We start from the raw sequence: 14781 nt of genomic DNA, 5'->3' as shown, positions 1-14781 counted from the left end.
TTAATATAAAAAGTTGCGGACAGGTTTTTCCAGCGGTCTGATTGCTTAAAATCAGCACTGGATAATTCCTGCAATACTTCTATTGCCGTGCACAAACTATTGTCTGTCCTTAGAATGTATTGTAACATACTGCCCTAAAAAAGAATAAAAATGGAAAATATAGATAAAAATACGGCAGAACCCGGTAATTTAAGCAATGAGCTTGTAGGCGGGTCAGCAGAAGTTAACGGAATTAAAATTAATTATTTTATAGGAGGTAATCCTGAAGGCAGCCCTATTCTTTTATGGCACGGCTTTTTAGGTACTTCAAGCTCCTGGAGAAAAGCGGCAGCAATTCTTATTGATGCAGGACTTACCGTTTTAATTCCTGATATGAGAGGATATGGGGATTCTGATAAACCGGAAGGTACTATCGGATATGATGCCCGCACAATCAGTGAGGATTTCAGGGCTTTAGTGAAAAAGCTGGATTTTGGAAAAGGAAAACCTATTACACTGGCAGCACACGATATGGGAGCCGCACCTGCCCTTATATGGAGCGCTGACCATCCGCAGGAAATTGCATCGTTATTTTATATAGAAATGGTAGTGATGCTTGATCAGGTGCTCAGCCCGCATCTTTCATTCACCCGTGAAACCATGGAAAGCCAGATGGGTCCAATGTGGTGGTGGATACTTCCTCACGCTCCAAAGGCACTTGAAGTACTGTTTACAGGAAGAGAACGTGAATTTCTTACTTGGTTCTATGATTGGATGACTGCAGGAAAAAATGTTATAGATCGTGAGCAGATTGAAGAAATCTACCGTACATTTTCTGGCAATAATGGTTTTCAGGGAGCTTTTGGAATCTACAGAGGAGTCTTTGATTCTATTGATCAGACCACACCTTTACTTCAGAAAAAAATCAAAGTGCCGGTTACTGCTATCGGAGGAGAATATTCACTTGGAGCTGGTGTTGGCGAAATGACCAAGCTGGTAGCGGAAAATGTAACTTCAATTGTAATCGAAAATGCCGGTCACTTTCTTCCTGAAGAAAAGCCACAGGAAATAGCACATCACATTCTGACTAATTTCTAACTTCGGAAATTTATAGAGTGAATCTAATTATTATATTTTAGTAACAAAATAAGATCCAAAATTTAATACATTTTTCTTTCGATCCCCAACGGGACATCTAAACTAAATTTACAAAGCCACTGGAAGACAGACATTACATATAGTACGCCAATTTCTTCAAATCATCCAAAAATGATGTTGTAATTTGTCCTGTCGAGGTCACATAGCGAAAAGGCGTCAATTGAAGACAATTGACGCCTTTTTTTATTACCTAACCAAATAACTAAAAAACTTACGTTAATGCGGCGAGGCTAACCCTTCCCAATTCTTAATAGAAAATTAAACTCCGCCTGTACAGATATTAATATAGTCATGATCAGCAGAGTATAACAATATGCAATTCCAATAACTCAGCAAGGGTCTTCTATTTAACAATCAATGCAATACTAGTTTTAGCATACTGGTTAATTGCAATTTTTACATCATCAAAATTAGGTGCTGAGAATTTTGGTTTATAATTTTTAGAAAATCCAAATCCTTCGGTAGGATAACCAATCATATTTTTATCACATTTTCCGTTATTATTCAAGTCTTGATAAACAGCAATAGCGTAATCGCCATCTGGTAGGTTTTTGAACGTGTAGACCACTTTATTTTCTGTAGCTTTTACTTTTGCGGTGGCAATCTGCGACTCATTATCAAGAAAGCCTTTCTCTTTATCGTACAATCCGAAAAAAACAGGTCCTTTGCCGGGTTCTACGCCCGATACTTCAACGCTGAAATTATGTTGTGCAAACAGTGCCGAATTAACTGTTAAAAGTACTATCAAACTTATCATTTTAATTTTCATAAGTAATATTTTTAGGATTTACAATAGAACATTTTCTAGCTTCTCTTTCTCTAATTGGTTAAAAAAGTGATTCATTTTTTTTACATTCCCTTTTTTAAAAGCCTCGTAGGGTTCTGACTGTGAGAGCAGCCATTTTTTTATAATACTTTTAAAAATGAAGGTGATTTTTTTTTGGAGAGGATGAATTTTCTGACGGACCATCTCGAAATAATCATTCAAATTTTGCTGTCGAAAACCCAGAATATTATCTAAATCTTCACCATCTTTTAAAATTCCGCAGTGAAAATTTTTCTCTGCAAACGCCTTTTGTGGAAAATTAACTTCGCCTAAGCCAAATTCAGCAAACATTTTGTCTAGAAAAGATCCATAAGTAATAACACAATCCTCTCCCCCTCCCAAATTGAATATTTGCTTCTCTAGTTTTTTTTGGTTTTCAATTGCTTTAGCAAAAGCTCTGCCCGTATCTTTTGGCGTGCAGATTTCCATTGGCGTATCCAGCGGCATGTGAAACATCAATTTGGATATCTTATGATTCCCCATAATGGCAGCCAGACGAAAAATACTCCATGATAATTTAGATTTCCTAATCAACGACTCACACAACACTTTTGTTTCTCCATACTGATCACCGGGACTTGGCTGCAAAATATCAGTGATACTTATTTGGGGATTCTTCATCCGATCGCCATAAACTGAAATACTGGAACTAAAAATCAAATAACAATCCGGTGAGTTCTTCTCTAAAGCGTAGATAAGATTTTCGGTCCCTCTCACATTGACATTGTAAGCCATCTCCGGATCTATATCTGCAAGTGGTGGAATGACCGCTGCCAAATGGATAGCTACATCCTTATTTTGGGCAACTTTTAGTACTTCTTCTCTATTGCTGATGTCGCCATACATAATCTCTACACGAGATCGAAAAGGAGCCAGTTTTTTTACCGAATTTTGGGTTTTTAAATCAAAAACCGTTATTTCATAATCCGTATGCTCAACCAGATGCTGTAAGGTTTCTAATCCTACAGTTCCAGATGCACCGGTCAGCAGTATTTTTTTTCGTGATATCTTATTTTCCATTTTTTTTTTATTTAACATTTGTCCTTTTCAATCCATTTAAATTTTGATGAAAAAGCTATATTTGTTATACAATATGTTCTATATTTAACGTTGTGTCCCTTTTTGATTACTACGTAAAACTAATAAGGAAGAATGTATTTACAGTTTCAAAAAAGGATGTTACTGTACATTAGCGAACAAAGACTAATGCTTTTGTAGCGTATATAAAATAATTTGTGATGGATTTAAGAAAAGACAGAAGGGTTCAGTATACTAAAAAAATATTGCATGAGGCATTATTTTGTTTATTGAACGAGAAGAAATTGAGCGAAATTACTATAACCGAACTGTGTAAAACTGCCGATGTCAACCGCAATACATTTTATCGACATTATAATATTCCGCTGGATATACTGCTTGAAATAGAAGATGATGTTTTTGAAAAACTCTCAGCGGTTTTGCGTAAAAGCACCAATATGGATGATGTGATACTGCTCAGCTGCCAGTTACTGGAAAGCGATAAGCAGATGAGTAAAATTGTGTTTACCCAAGCGGATGGAAGCGGAATTCTGTCGCGAATCCTGAGAAGTGTTCGCAATAATTTTCCAGTTGAAAACCAAATAGAACTTACTGCCGAAGTAAAGCCTTTTGCTGAAATGGCATACCAATTTGGTGAAAAAGGAAGTATTGCTGTCATCAAAAATTGGATCGAAAATGATTTCTCTATTCCTGCCGAAAGTATTGCACAAATAATAAGTTATCTGGTCAATAAACTCAATAAATTATAGCAATTTTTATAAGCTACTAATTCATAATCGAATCTGTCAAAGAAAAATAAACAAGTACCATGGATTTTAAAAACGATTTGATAAATCTTCCTTTCAACTGATGACCTGAAAATAGGATTGCATTTTTGGAAGTAAAAGATCTAAATATGATACTTTTTTTATCTTTTTTAAGTTCTTTTTCTAATCTGACCAATACATTCATGCCTAATTGAGACATCTTTATTTCCTTTTTGTTAACTTTTTCGTCAAGTATTACATTTACCAACTTCCACATTTTTACCACAAATTTAAAGCTTATCTTTTTTCACTAAAATGAATTAAAAACCTCTAAAATCAACTGAATTTAGAGGTATATTTTTTGTTGGTACTTAAAACCTTTGTAAGTAACTATTCTTAAAAAGAATATCCTTCCAGCAGGAGCGATTTATTTCGCTCCAAAAAGGTTTTCAGCGATTCGGGCTGTATTCCAAACTCTGCTGTCTCCTGAGGGTCAACTTTATACCCTTCAACATTCTGCCAGATAAAAGCTTCGGTCCCCCATTTAAACAATCCGCTTTCTACGGCTTGCTCATCTGTTATGCTTATGGCCTCAAATTGCTTACCAGTAACGCTTGAAAGCGCATCTGCAACCTCTCCCATTGTAAGTGAATCTCCCACTATCGCGAATTCTTTTTTGTTGAATTTCTCGGGGTTTGAAAATGCCTCAGCCGCAAAACGGCCAATATCTTCAGGGGATACCCAGTCTATTTTTGTATCTGGCCTGGTCGGGCTCATTATTTTACCCTGTGAAATAGTAGGAAACATCCATTCATTTTTTGGAGGAAGCAGATTCACCATAATAAACGGAGGTTTTATGATTGTCCAGAAGGCAAATCCGGCATCTTTAACAGCGTTTATGGCTGCAGCTTTCTCTTCCCAGTACAGTGGCTCCCATCTGCCTTTATCCCAGTCCACAAAGTTTTGGTGATCTCCCGCGCGAGCAACAGAGGTGTGAACTATCTGCTGAATCCCAGCGGCTTTTGCTGCAGCAACCAGATTTTTTGCATGTCTAGTTTCCTCTCCCTTATTGCCAGGATGAGATCCCATCTGCATCGAGAATACGCCTGTTGCACCTTTAGCAGCCTCAGTCAGACTTTCTAAATCATCGAACGTCGCTTCAGCTAATTCAACATTCCTTGCGGCAAGTGCTTTTGCAGCTTCACTGTTTTTATTTCGCACAATAGCCCTCACCGCTATATTTTTAGCCAGTAATGCGTCAATAACTGCTCCTCCCTGAGTACCTGCCGCGCCAGCTACCAGTATTAATGATTTATCTTTCATATTTTTGTAATTTAAATTTTTTGTAAATTTACGCCCTAATTGGTTTACAAAAGATACCAGTTACCTAAAGGATGCCAGATATACAAAAAGATAATACCGAAAATGCACAGCAGATCAGACATTTGCAAGATGCTCTTTATGTGATAAGCGGGAAATGGAAACTGCCCATATTGACAGCTGTACACCAGGGTAACAGCCGATTCCGTGACATACAGCGCAGTGTGACGGGCATTACAAGCAAGGTCCTGTCGAAGGAACTTAAAGAACTGGAACTTAACAAGCTCATTGTACGCAGGGTGTACGACGATTCACCTCCTACTGTGGAGTACACAGCTTCTATGTACTGCGATACGCTGCACAATATGATCTCCGAAATGATTGAATGGGGTAAAAACCACCGTGATAAAATCCGGGAGGACTGATTGATAGCTTTTAAAAGACAAAACTTCCGCCATTTCCTAGCTCCGATTGCTTCGCCAGTTCGCTTGGCTCGTGTGCAGTGGAAATCCTTTTGTGCCAGTGTTCGGTACAAAAGATTGGAACGTATAGCGGGAAGAGCTCTAAAAAAAAATTATATTATATAAAATTACCCCTGGATACTACAGACCGCGTTTTCGACAGCCCGAAGTTTTATAAAGTTCCCTGAGCAGCCTGAAACTAAATTTGTCAAATCAATTATATAAGCACGCCTGATTAAAATACGCAGACTAAAAAGGGATTCTCTACTCTTTCCCGATATTCTTTTCCGAAACAAAAAATAAACTTAAAACCGGTCTCAATAAAGCTTTTGTCCAATGGAGAAAAAAGACTTTCTTTAGCAGCAGCACAAAGCCGTCAAAAGAATTCGGCTTCTGAACATAAAGGTCCGCCCCCTTATCAAAGGCGTCTTCAACATCCTCAGGATGGCTCCAGGTGGAGAGCATAACGGCAGGAATATCTTTAAGGTGTTTATCTCCCTTTATTTCTTCCAGCGCCTTTTTGCCTCCTTTGACGGGCATATTGATATCTATAAAAATAATATCGGGGTCGGGCTGTGATTTATCTTTTAAGACATCCAAGAGCTGCTGCCCGTTTTCAACGGTCGTTACCTCAGAGTGGACCTCTGCCTCATCCAGGGCATCAATGAATAATTCCTGATCGTCTTTATCATCTTCTGCCAGTATAATTTTTACAGGCTCTTTTTCATTTAAGTCTTCAGCGGCTGGGCGGTAATTATCAGAACTTATCATCTTGAAGGGTTTTATAAGTTCCAAAAGTACTATATAAATGCTTAAAAGATTTCAATAAAGCAATATTCTTTAAAACAGGAACAGATTAGTATCTGGTCTAGACCTTGCAAAATGGTGAAATCCTAAAGGACCGTTTGCGGTTATTTTTCTTCGCTCATAACGCTCATAATAGATAAATGTTTTTGAAAAACAGACAAAATAACTTTGTCCAAATAATCTTAGATATTCTCGAAGTGAAAAGATCAATAGTACTTTTACTATTTGCCGTACTGCCGAAAGTAAAATTGAAATTTTCCAATACAGATTTATTGCTCCTCCAGTATGTTTTTCAGCAATGCCGCCAGCTCTGTAAAAGTATTGGGTTTACTAATATACCGCTCCGTATCATGAATAATCGACAATTGCGCAGCCGCATTTTCGGAATAGCTGGAATATATAATTACCGGAATGGGTTTGAGCTTTTCGACCGCTCTCATTTTTTCTATAAATTCATTCCCATTTATAACAGGCATATTATAATCTAAAAAAATAAGATCAGGCAGGATTTTTGTACTTTTCAAAAACTCTAAAGCTTTAATGGGATTTGTTTCTGCCAGGCAGGTAACATTTTTATCCAGAGAATTGATGGCTTCGATAAACACATCGGCATCATCAATATCATCGTCAATCAGCAGTATATTTCTATATAACATGGCGTATATTATTTATAGTTATTATCTAACCGCTTTTAATTTCACTGAACATGAAAGTTTAATTTCGGTATTTTTTAAGTTGTATTGTTTTAAAAACACCTGTGCTAGAAAATAGAGATCAGACAGTTATTAAACAGAAATTTTCAATTAATAATTTTATGTAGATCTTTGTTTTATATAATTCCAAAAAGCCGCTCGTTTTTTAGTAGCAACTGTCAGAATGTTTTAATTTTTGACTATTCCCAAAATTACATCACTCTCACTGCTGCATCTTACACAATACGATTTACGCATTACAGGATTCAAACATAAACAACTTCATCAAACAAAAGCATAGAATAAGAAGTAAGGATTATCAAATTTTATTAAAAACTAACTGATACAGTACTTCTCTGCTAAAAGAAATTAATGAGTTTGGAATAAAAGTTTCGCTTATTGAACCTGGTGCTGTTACCAGTGATATGCAGCGTGATCCCATAAAGGAGCAAGAAGAAAAAATCAAAAAATTAGAAATGCTTGAAGCGGAAGATATTGCCATGAGTGTGTTATTTTGCTTATTGTAACCCAAAAGATACGATATTGTAACTATGCAGGTTAGACCCATTTGCAAGCTATATAACGTATTTTATAGTCAACAAATTTAAATAGATCAGTGATTAAATTTAAGTAAAAAAATAAAGCTGCCTTAACATAAGTGAAGGCAGCTTTATCATTTTGAATAAGATATTTTAAAGGTTTTGTTATACTCCTCCATAAAACTTACCCATTTACTGTTTTGTCTTCGGCATCATGTCCTTCTAACTTGACAAGCTTATTATAAACTCCAAGTAATAAAAACGGTGATGCCCATTGTCCTACAAATAGTGCAGTATGCTTTCTGCCTAAACATTTTAAGGTTAATGACGTTCCCATTGCAGCAAGTGCAGCGTATAAAAATAAATCTGATGGCAGTTTTGAAGTTTGTTCTTCGATTGCTTTTGCCGTAGCTCCTTCTGTGTTTTGATTTTCAAATGACATAACATTTTGTTTAAAATTAATAATTGGAAAAGTAGAACATCAGTACAGAGGGTTTTTACAGAATTCAACTCTTAAGTTATAACATTAAATACTAACACGTTAATCATCAAACAATTAAAAGTAGTTTTAAATTTCAAAAATTACTTGCAAGGATTTTACCAAGTCATTTATAAATTGTAAAATCTGTTCAGCGAAGAATTCAAAACTGATGGACTTGGTAATGAAAAATTGGGTAATGAAAACCTAAGAGATGATGAATTCAATAATGAGAACTTGATAGAGATGCATTGAAACCTGCCTCAACAGCATTAAAAATAAAAGCCTATTTTTTCCAAAAAATAGGCTTTAAATTAAATAATAAACAAAGATATATTACGGTCTTGTTGTTCCGTTAAGAGTATCTCTTCGTTGAGGAGGCGACGTTTCAGTTTTAGGGGTAGCACCATTCTTTTTGTTAGAACGCTGTTTAGTAATCGTGTCTCCTTTTTTATTGCCCGATTTATGCTCAGAACCATGCTTACTTTTCTTGTTGTAAGTAGAATCTGTTTTAGTCGTAGACTTTGTTTTCGCAGGAGTAGTCTGCGCTGATGCATAGACAAATGATAATGCCATACAACAGGTTAAAAATAAATTTTTCATAATTCAATAGTTTAAATAATAAGATGATAGAAACAAATAGCTTTTTGTTCTGTTGCAAATGTTGCACACTTAGTATTCAGTTATTTATAAAACCTTATGTATTAATTATATGATTACCATTATCATTCAAAATAAACGCATATATAGGGTACTTTTAACAAAAAAATTATAGCATGACAATAGAGCAAAAAAAAGCCTGTAATCTCTATTGTAGAATTACAGGCTTTTAATTATTTTTTTGGAATATTTATTCCTCATCTTCTTCAGAAGCATCAAAATTAATGGTATTATAAGCTGCTTCAGTTAAAATAGTATCTGCTTCTTTTTCTTCTTCTAATGTCTGCTGCAATAATGCTGCGGCTTGCTCTTCTCCCAAAGTTGTGGCAAACGCTGCCAAAGTTCCGTAAGTTGCAATCTCGTAGTGTTCGATTTTTTGCGATGCAGCAATAATTCCTGCATCCCTTACTGGACCTTGCTGCGTTTCTTCCATAATACTTTCTCCTTCCTTAATTAGACCTTCCATAGCATCGCATTTTTTTGCAGCAGCTTTTTCTCCAATTATTTCAAAGACTTGTTCCAATCTGCTTACTTGCTCTTCTGTTACAGCCAAGTGTTCATTGATTGCCGTAATTAGATTTTCTGAAGTTGCGTTTTTAGCCATTTTTGGTAATGCTTTTGTTAATGCTTTTTCTGCCCAGTAGATATCTTTTAAAGAATCTACAAATAAATCTCTTAATCCTTCGGCTGCAGACGATTTAGCTTTTACCGTTTTTCCTTTAGATGCTGTGGTCGTTGCTTTTTTAGCAGTGTCTTTTGTGTTTGTCGCTTTCATAATGTTTTTTTAAATAATTAATGATTTCAAAAGTAGCGGAAGACATAGGGCGATTTTTACATAATTATGGCAGGCATTTGTAAGATTAGCATCATTACATGAATTATTTTACAAATATCGGCGAATTTATAGATCATAAAAAGTAAGCTTATCATCAGACTTTAAAAATGGGTTCAGCGGAATGAAGTATATTGAGTAGATTAAACATTGAAGCACGGAAAGTAATGTAAATATTAATAACAAACTGGTAATTATACAATTACAAAAAGCTTTAGTGTAAAATAGAGCTATATCACACCCTTACATTTACCAGTATATTAATTATTAAAACTATATTATCATGAGTACTTCAAACAATAAAAAAAGCACTAATAGTGCAAAAGCATCAGATAAAAAAACTGATAAGAAAGAAACTGCTTCAAAAAGCATAGATAAGGCTGCTGATACTAAAAAAGACACAGCAGACAATAAAAAGGCAACAGATAAAAAATAATCTTAAAAAAAAACGAGTATGAGTTTAGATGAGAGAGAAAACTACGGTCAAAGTGACTCGTATTCTCAAGAAGACGAAACAAGAACTGGAAATGAAGATTATACTACTTCTGTAGATAGTACTGAATCTAACGATGAACTGCAAAATAAGGATTCTGATTTTAATCAACAAGACGATTATACTAAAAGAGCTAATCTGGATGATAATCAGAAGGAATATGATTCTAATGAGTTAGATGATGAGGATGATCTCGAAGATGAGGATGATCTGGAAGACGAAGATGATTTTATTTCCAGTGATGAAGATGATTCGGAGTTGGATTCGGACAATGACTACACCCAAAGCGACATCAATAAATCGCTTTAAAAAACACTGCTTAAACCGTCTGAAGTTCAGACGGTTTTTTTATTCATTGACTAACTAAATAAACACAACAATCAATTGTGTAATGAAAATAAAAAATGCTGTAAGTAAAAACATTTTTAAGTATTTAATTTTAATTGTTTATAAAAATGTAAACAGCAGACAATTTAAATTTATTATAAAAACTAAAAAAAACAATAGTATGGAAACTCTTTCAACATTAGCAAATAGAACTTCAAAAATGGCGCTTAAAACAAACGTATCAACACTAGAACGTGTATTAATGGTAACAAGCGGCGCGTATCTCTTATATAGCGGACTAACCAATAAAAACAAAAGCATAACTAAAGCGGGTGCAGGCGGCGCCATGCTTTTAAGAGGAATTTCAGGGTATTGCCCCGTTTATGATGCTGCTGGGCATTTGATGAATGATAAAGCGTCAAATGTAAATATCAGATTTACTTCTGTTATTAATAAACCGGTTAGGGAAGTATTTGCTTTTTGGCACAATTTGGAAAACCTTCCAAAATTTATGAGTCATTTAGAATCTGTTAAAACCATCGATTCAAATATCTCTGAATGGACTGCTAAAGGTCCTGCTGGAATTGGAAGCATTTCTTGGAAAGCCCGAATTGTAAAAGACAGAAAAGACAGGCTTTTGAGCTGGAATTCTGTTGAGGGTTCTACCATTAGAAATGCAGGAAAAGTAAAATTTAAAGATAATGGGAGTTCTACTGAACTTGATATCACGATTTCTTATCATGCGCCACTTGGTATTGCAGGCGAAAGTGCGGCGAAATTATTAAACCCTTATTTTGAAAAATTAGTAAAAAATGATATTGCTAATCTGAAGGATTATCTTGAATCTAAATAATTCATAATTACTTCAAAAAACAAATAAAAATACCTGCAGTATATTTTCTGCAGGTATTTTATGCTTTTATTAAAAATGATTCAGAAAATTTACTATTAAAACATGAAATTACTTCCACAAATAATAGCAGCGGGTTTATTTTGTTTTAGTTATACTGTTTCGGCTCAGCAGATACAGACCGACAGACCAAATGAAACTGAAAGCCCAAATACGATTTCGGCTCATCATATACAGGTAGAAAGCGGTTTTTCGTTTGAAAAGCAAGAAGACAAAAAAACATACGAGATTCCTGAAATTGTACTGCGATATGGTATTTTTAAAAATGCCGAATTTCGAATTGAAAGTGCTTTCGCAATAGATCATGATCAGGAAAAAGATTCACGAGGAATTAAACCCGTAACATTTGGAGTTAAATATCATCTTATTGACCATAAAGGAATAGTTCCTGATATTAGTTTATTGGCTCGTGTAAGCATTCCGTGGATGGCAGATCATTCGCTGCAAGAGCAGAAATACAGTCCCGAAATTCGACTGCTGGCACAATATTCAGTATCAAAATCAGCCCATTTGGGTTATAACCTCGGCGTGCATTGGCTTTCTGACACGGCTAAACCAGAATATATTTATACAATTTCAGGAGATTATGCTTTGACTAAAAAGATAAAACTGGTTGCAGAACTTTACGGACTTACAGAATCGCATCATCATGCTCAAAATACAGCAGATGTGGCAGTGCTTTATGTACTTAGTAAAAAGGTACAGTTAGATTTTATCACAGGATCAGGAATTATGCATACCAATTCTGAAAAATTCGCAGAACTGGGATTGTCCTTTACAATCTAGTCAAAGGCTCTAAAAAATAAACCTGCGGCCAGCAAATACCGCAGGTTTACAAACATTAAATAATCAACCCAGGGCAGTTATCATCTGCCATTATTGTTACCTGCTGCAGTTGAATCGGTTTTTACATTTGTTGTTCCTTCCTGCTGTGTACCCGCAGCTCCAGATCCGGTTGATCCTTCTCCTGTTGCTCCGGTTGTTCCCGCACCAGTAACCTTTGTACTGTCTGTACCAGGCCCAATGGTATCTACTGTTATAGAAGTAGAATCTGCAGTGCTATTATAATCATTCTCAGCAGCTGATTCATTCTTTTTACAAGAAAGAATAATTGCAAAGAACGCAATCAGCATTGCGGTTTTAAATAGCTTTTTCATAATATTAATTTTTAGTTTGTATATTTATAAATATAACTTTGCAGCTAAAGCCGTTTTTACACAATTAATCTAAAATCTTACACTTTTCGATGCAAGTATCTAAATCGAAGAAATATTTTTCAGATTAATTACCAAGCAATTTCCAATATACCATCTCCTGTAATTTTATACTCTAGTAAAATTTTACTTTTCGCCGTAGGTAGAATGCGTTTTTTATTGTGAAAGACATCTATTTTGACTGTACTGCTATTCTCAGGAAATAGTATTTTGAAATTACAGTCAAATTCGGCACTGCCTAAAACAGTAAACCGTACCGTATTTTTTGATTTTTTATAATTTACTAATGGATAATCTGCAAACAATAAAAAATCTTCATCCTTCACTTTATGATATTGTCTGGTCATTACGCCAAAGCCAAGTCCAGCACCGTAAACCTCCTGCCCCACCTGCCCGCTTTTCTCCCATCCTGTATAAAGATCCTCAAGCGGAATCCATAAATCTTTTACAATTTCACCGGTTTTAACGTCTTCAGAAAGCATTTCCTCGGGAAGCATTGTCGGATAATAATACGGGAATCGGCTCACGGCATATTTTAGAAATTCAGGAATTAAAATTTTTAATGACGGCAGTATTTCTACAGATTCCGATTGTATCAGATATTCAGAAAGTGCTGCATACACTTCCATTTCTTCATAAGCAGCGGTGTAGGGCGCTTCATTGAGCGGAAATATAGAAAAATAATTATGATAATTTTTGCCATACCCATATTGGCAGTCCCAAATCTGCATGTTTTTAAAAAGTCCTGCCAGACAGGCATAACTTAAATGTAAATATTCGGGCTTGTTCGTAATTTTATATAATTCTAAAAGAGCTCCAGCAGAAAAAGCAGTAATATTGGCCTGATAAAAAATATCAAATCCCTGCCCCATCAGTTTTTTAACTGATTTTTCCGCTTCATTAAAATAGCGTTTTTCATTTGTAAGTCTATACATCAGCAGCATTAAGTGAGCATACGATCCCGGAACATCTTTTTCACCGCCTTTACCAGGCGCTGTTTCTTTTTTTACGACTTCTAAGGTGTCCATTTTATAGAAAACCGGCCATTGGTAATCAAAATGATGCGCTACCTTAATGGCATATTCAACAGACTGTAAAACCAATTCTTTTACTTTTTTTTCACCCATGAGTACAAGCCTTGCAAGGTTCATAAGCGGATGATGCAGATACCAGGAATCCATAACCATTTCCTTTTTTTGTTCTTCCGATTTATCAAGTTCGTCCTTTAGTTGAGGAAGCCAGCGGTTTACAGTTTTTAATTGTGGATCATAAAAGGCATCCAATCCGCTAAGCAGATCCTTATACACTGGATCAGTTTCTGTACAAGTCCAGTTTTTTAGTTCATTTAAAGGAACTAATATCGCGAGCTGCACCATAATTTCTGCAGGCGTATCATAATCGCATAAATAAGCATTGAGGTATGGAATTCCCTTTGTCTGGGTCCAGCAGCCTTTATTCGTAAAAATATCCTGAAGACAATTTTCTGTAATTTCAGGCCAGTTATGATACTCCACTTCGGGATGAGGTAAAAAACGATACACCTCTGCAAGATTGTCTAAAAATTGTGTAGTCTGCTGAATTTCATTTTCAACAGCATCCGCTGAAAAAAGAACATAAGCATCAGAAATTGTATAAGCTTGGTCTGACGGAAGCGGTTTATTTTCTAATACGGGTAATTTAAATCCTATTTCCGGCCATGACCCGCCTACAGTTTCTGCCAACGAGGTTTCTGTAGCTTCACAATAGGCACTCATAGAACCCAAATCCTGAAAATAGAAAAAAGAACCTGTTTTAGGTTTGGTCATACTGGCGAAAAGTATACCGGAGCGAGCACCGATTTGATTCATGTAAATTTTGCCATTTGTGTTTTCGACACTTCCATTTTGGGTAAGCGGAATAATGTCGCGTGGCCAGAAAGGAATCATTAAAGGCTGATTTGTTTTAAATGATGTTGTATAGTGCAGCAGCGGAGCGTTATCGTTCGGAAAGGAAATCTGAACTTCGTACTGCCCCAGCCTCGTCTGTAAATTAATCACAAGTAACTGTCCGTCATCAAATAAATTGGTGACTTCAAAGCAGCTGTTCATACCAAAAGCAGGACGAAAAGCCATTTGTCCTTTATTTGGCCATGTCACCACGATCCATATTGAATCGCCGGTATTAAATACCTGAAAAGTATAGTTTTGGAATTCCTTCTCCCAAATTACGGCGCTGTTTTCTAAATCGGCGTGCACGGTTGCAGCCCACGGTGAAATTGTATGCATAAGTGATGGGTGGGTTTAAAAGAATATTTTTTAATAC

Annotated in this window: 17 protein-coding genes; 7 read left to right on the top strand and 10 right to left on the bottom strand. The window is 35.7% G+C overall.

The features are described from left to right. Window positions 1–150 precede the first annotated feature (150 nt). A complete protein-coding gene (locus tag NCC77_RS13500; protein ID WP_250836045.1) occupies window positions 151–1077 on the top strand; it encodes an alpha/beta fold hydrolase in 927 nt (308 codons plus the stop codon). A gap of 403 nt (window positions 1078–1480) precedes the next feature. Here NCC77_RS13500 and NCC77_RS13495 read toward each other — a convergent pair whose 3' ends face one another. Both NCC77_RS13495 and NCC77_RS13490 read right to left on the bottom strand, forming a co-directional pair. After that, window positions 1481–1906, bottom strand: a complete 426-nt coding sequence (locus NCC77_RS13495; RefSeq protein ID WP_250836044.1) for a DUF2141 domain-containing protein — start codon at window positions 1904–1906, stop codon at window positions 1481–1483. An 18-nt stretch (window positions 1907–1924) separates the two neighbouring features. Further along, entirely contained in the window at window positions 1925–2983 is a 1059-nt protein-coding gene (locus NCC77_RS13490; protein ID WP_250836043.1) for an NAD-dependent epimerase/dehydratase family protein, read from the bottom strand. A 218-nt stretch (window positions 2984–3201) separates the two neighbouring features. Here NCC77_RS13490 and NCC77_RS13485 point away from each other — a divergent pair, with 218 nt between their 5' ends. Beyond that, entirely contained in the window at window positions 3202–3750 is a 549-nt protein-coding gene (locus NCC77_RS13485; RefSeq protein ID WP_250836042.1) for a TetR/AcrR family transcriptional regulator, read from the top strand. A 393-nt stretch (window positions 3751–4143) separates the two neighbouring features. Here the strand turns inward: NCC77_RS13485 and NCC77_RS13480 are convergent, their stop codons facing one another. Continuing rightward, window positions 4144–5070, bottom strand: a complete 927-nt coding sequence (locus NCC77_RS13480) for an NmrA/HSCARG family protein (protein WP_250836041.1) — start codon at window positions 5068–5070, stop codon at window positions 4144–4146. Between the two features lie 71 nt (window positions 5071–5141). On the opposite strand from NCC77_RS13480, the gene NCC77_RS13475 reads away from it, so the two are divergent. Further along, complete coding sequence (locus NCC77_RS13475; protein WP_250836040.1) at window positions 5142–5492, top strand: winged helix-turn-helix transcriptional regulator; 351 nt, start codon at window positions 5142–5144, stop codon at window positions 5490–5492. A gap of 300 nt (window positions 5493–5792) precedes the next feature. On the opposite strand, the gene NCC77_RS13470 is transcribed toward NCC77_RS13475, so the two are convergent. The 5 genes from NCC77_RS13470 to NCC77_RS13450 form a co-directional block, all read right to left on the bottom strand. Continuing rightward, window positions 5793–6299, bottom strand: coding sequence for a response regulator (locus tag NCC77_RS13470; protein WP_250836039.1), 507 nt, complete (start codon window positions 6297–6299; stop codon window positions 5793–5795). A gap of 305 nt (window positions 6300–6604) precedes the next feature. After that, window positions 6605–6991 (bottom strand): response regulator, encoded by a 387-nt coding sequence (locus NCC77_RS13465; RefSeq protein WP_250836038.1) that lies wholly within the window; start codon window positions 6989–6991, stop codon window positions 6605–6607. A gap of 759 nt (window positions 6992–7750) precedes the next feature. Beyond that, window positions 7751–8008 carry a hypothetical protein gene (locus NCC77_RS13460; RefSeq protein WP_229351007.1) on the bottom strand — a complete coding sequence of 86 codons (258 nt, stop codon included), beginning with the start codon at window positions 8006–8008 and terminating at the stop codon, window positions 7751–7753. Between the two features lie 372 nt (window positions 8009–8380). Further along, the gene (locus NCC77_RS13455; protein WP_250836037.1) at window positions 8381–8647 is read right to left on the bottom strand and encodes a hypothetical protein; all 267 of its coding nucleotides are present in this window, start codon (window positions 8645–8647) and stop codon (window positions 8381–8383) included. A gap of 247 nt (window positions 8648–8894) precedes the next feature. Beyond that, window positions 8895–9479: a YciE/YciF ferroxidase family protein gene (locus NCC77_RS13450; RefSeq protein WP_250836036.1), complete on the bottom strand. Its 585-nt coding sequence runs from the start codon at window positions 9477–9479 to the stop codon at window positions 8895–8897. 340 nt (window positions 9480–9819) lie between these two features. On the opposite strand from NCC77_RS13450, the gene NCC77_RS13445 reads away from it, so the two are divergent. The 4 genes from NCC77_RS13445 to NCC77_RS13430 all read left to right on the top strand — a co-directional run bounded on the left by NCC77_RS13445 (window position 9820) and on the right by NCC77_RS13430 (window position 12052). Further along, on the top strand, window positions 9820–9972 hold the full coding sequence (locus tag NCC77_RS13445) for a hypothetical protein (RefSeq protein WP_250836035.1): 153 nt from the start codon (window positions 9820–9822) through the stop codon (window positions 9970–9972). A gap of 18 nt (window positions 9973–9990) precedes the next feature. After that, entirely contained in the window at window positions 9991–10338 is a 348-nt protein-coding gene (locus NCC77_RS13440) for a hypothetical protein (RefSeq protein ID WP_250836034.1), read from the top strand. A 199-nt stretch (window positions 10339–10537) separates the two neighbouring features. Then, window positions 10538–11209, top strand: coding sequence for an SRPBCC family protein (locus tag NCC77_RS13435; RefSeq protein ID WP_250836033.1), 672 nt, complete (start codon window positions 10538–10540; stop codon window positions 11207–11209). Between the two features lie 102 nt (window positions 11210–11311). Next, complete coding sequence (locus tag NCC77_RS13430; protein ID WP_250836032.1) at window positions 11312–12052, top strand: transporter; 741 nt, start codon at window positions 11312–11314, stop codon at window positions 12050–12052. A gap of 80 nt (window positions 12053–12132) precedes the next feature. On the opposite strand, the gene NCC77_RS13425 is transcribed toward NCC77_RS13430, so the two are convergent. Both NCC77_RS13425 and NCC77_RS13420 read right to left on the bottom strand, forming a co-directional pair. Further along, a complete protein-coding gene (locus NCC77_RS13425; protein WP_250836031.1) occupies window positions 12133–12423 on the bottom strand; it encodes a hypothetical protein in 291 nt (96 codons plus the stop codon). Between the two features lie 128 nt (window positions 12424–12551). After that, the gene (locus NCC77_RS13420) at window positions 12552–14744 is read right to left on the bottom strand and encodes a hypothetical protein (RefSeq protein ID WP_250836030.1); all 2193 of its coding nucleotides are present in this window, start codon (window positions 14742–14744) and stop codon (window positions 12552–12554) included. Between the last annotated feature and the right edge of the window lie 37 nt (window positions 14745–14781).

Origin of the sequence: Flavobacterium tyrosinilyticum (assembly GCF_023656565.1) — a bacterium.
Classification (GTDB): Bacteria; Bacteroidota; Bacteroidia; order Flavobacteriales; family Flavobacteriaceae; genus Flavobacterium; species Flavobacterium tyrosinilyticum.
This window is presented reverse-complemented; position numbering and strand designations above follow the sequence as displayed.

Excerpts from the sequence above, each read along its gene's own strand:
- NCC77_RS13500 (WP_250836045.1), top strand. The coding sequence starts at position 151 with ATGGAAAATATAGATAAAAATACGGCAGAACCCGGTAATTTAAGCAAT.
- NCC77_RS13495 (WP_250836044.1), bottom strand. The coding sequence starts at position 1,906 with ATGAAAATTAAAATGATAAGTTTGATAGTACTTTTAACAGTTAATTCG.
- NCC77_RS13490 (WP_250836043.1), bottom strand. The coding sequence starts at position 2,983 with ATGGAAAATAAGATATCACGAAAAAAAATACTGCTGACCGGTGCATCT.
- NCC77_RS13485 (WP_250836042.1), top strand. The coding sequence starts at position 3,202 with ATGGATTTAAGAAAAGACAGAAGGGTTCAGTATACTAAAAAAATATTG.
- NCC77_RS13480 (WP_250836041.1), bottom strand. The coding sequence starts at position 5,070 with ATGAAAGATAAATCATTAATACTGGTAGCTGGCGCGGCAGGTACTCAG.
- NCC77_RS13475 (WP_250836040.1), top strand. The coding sequence starts at position 5,142 with ATGCCAGATATACAAAAAGATAATACCGAAAATGCACAGCAGATCAGA.
- NCC77_RS13470 (WP_250836039.1), bottom strand. The coding sequence starts at position 6,299 with ATGATAAGTTCTGATAATTACCGCCCAGCCGCTGAAGACTTAAATGAA.
- NCC77_RS13465 (WP_250836038.1), bottom strand. The coding sequence starts at position 6,991 with ATGTTATATAGAAATATACTGCTGATTGACGATGATATTGATGATGCC.
- NCC77_RS13460 (WP_229351007.1), bottom strand. The coding sequence starts at position 8,008 with ATGTCATTTGAAAATCAAAACACAGAAGGAGCTACGGCAAAAGCAATC.
- NCC77_RS13455 (WP_250836037.1), bottom strand. The coding sequence starts at position 8,647 with ATGAAAAATTTATTTTTAACCTGTTGTATGGCATTATCATTTGTCTAT.
- NCC77_RS13450 (WP_250836036.1), bottom strand. The coding sequence starts at position 9,479 with ATGAAAGCGACAAACACAAAAGACACTGCTAAAAAAGCAACGACCACA.
- NCC77_RS13445 (WP_250836035.1), top strand. The coding sequence starts at position 9,820 with ATGAGTACTTCAAACAATAAAAAAAGCACTAATAGTGCAAAAGCATCA.
- NCC77_RS13440 (WP_250836034.1), top strand. The coding sequence starts at position 9,991 with ATGAGTTTAGATGAGAGAGAAAACTACGGTCAAAGTGACTCGTATTCT.
- NCC77_RS13435 (WP_250836033.1), top strand. The coding sequence starts at position 10,538 with ATGGAAACTCTTTCAACATTAGCAAATAGAACTTCAAAAATGGCGCTT.
- NCC77_RS13430 (WP_250836032.1), top strand. The coding sequence starts at position 11,312 with ATGAAATTACTTCCACAAATAATAGCAGCGGGTTTATTTTGTTTTAGT.
- NCC77_RS13425 (WP_250836031.1), bottom strand. The coding sequence starts at position 12,423 with ATGAAAAAGCTATTTAAAACCGCAATGCTGATTGCGTTCTTTGCAATT.
- NCC77_RS13420 (WP_250836030.1), bottom strand. The coding sequence starts at position 14,744 with ATGCATACAATTTCACCGTGGGCTGCAACCGTGCACGCCGATTTAGAA.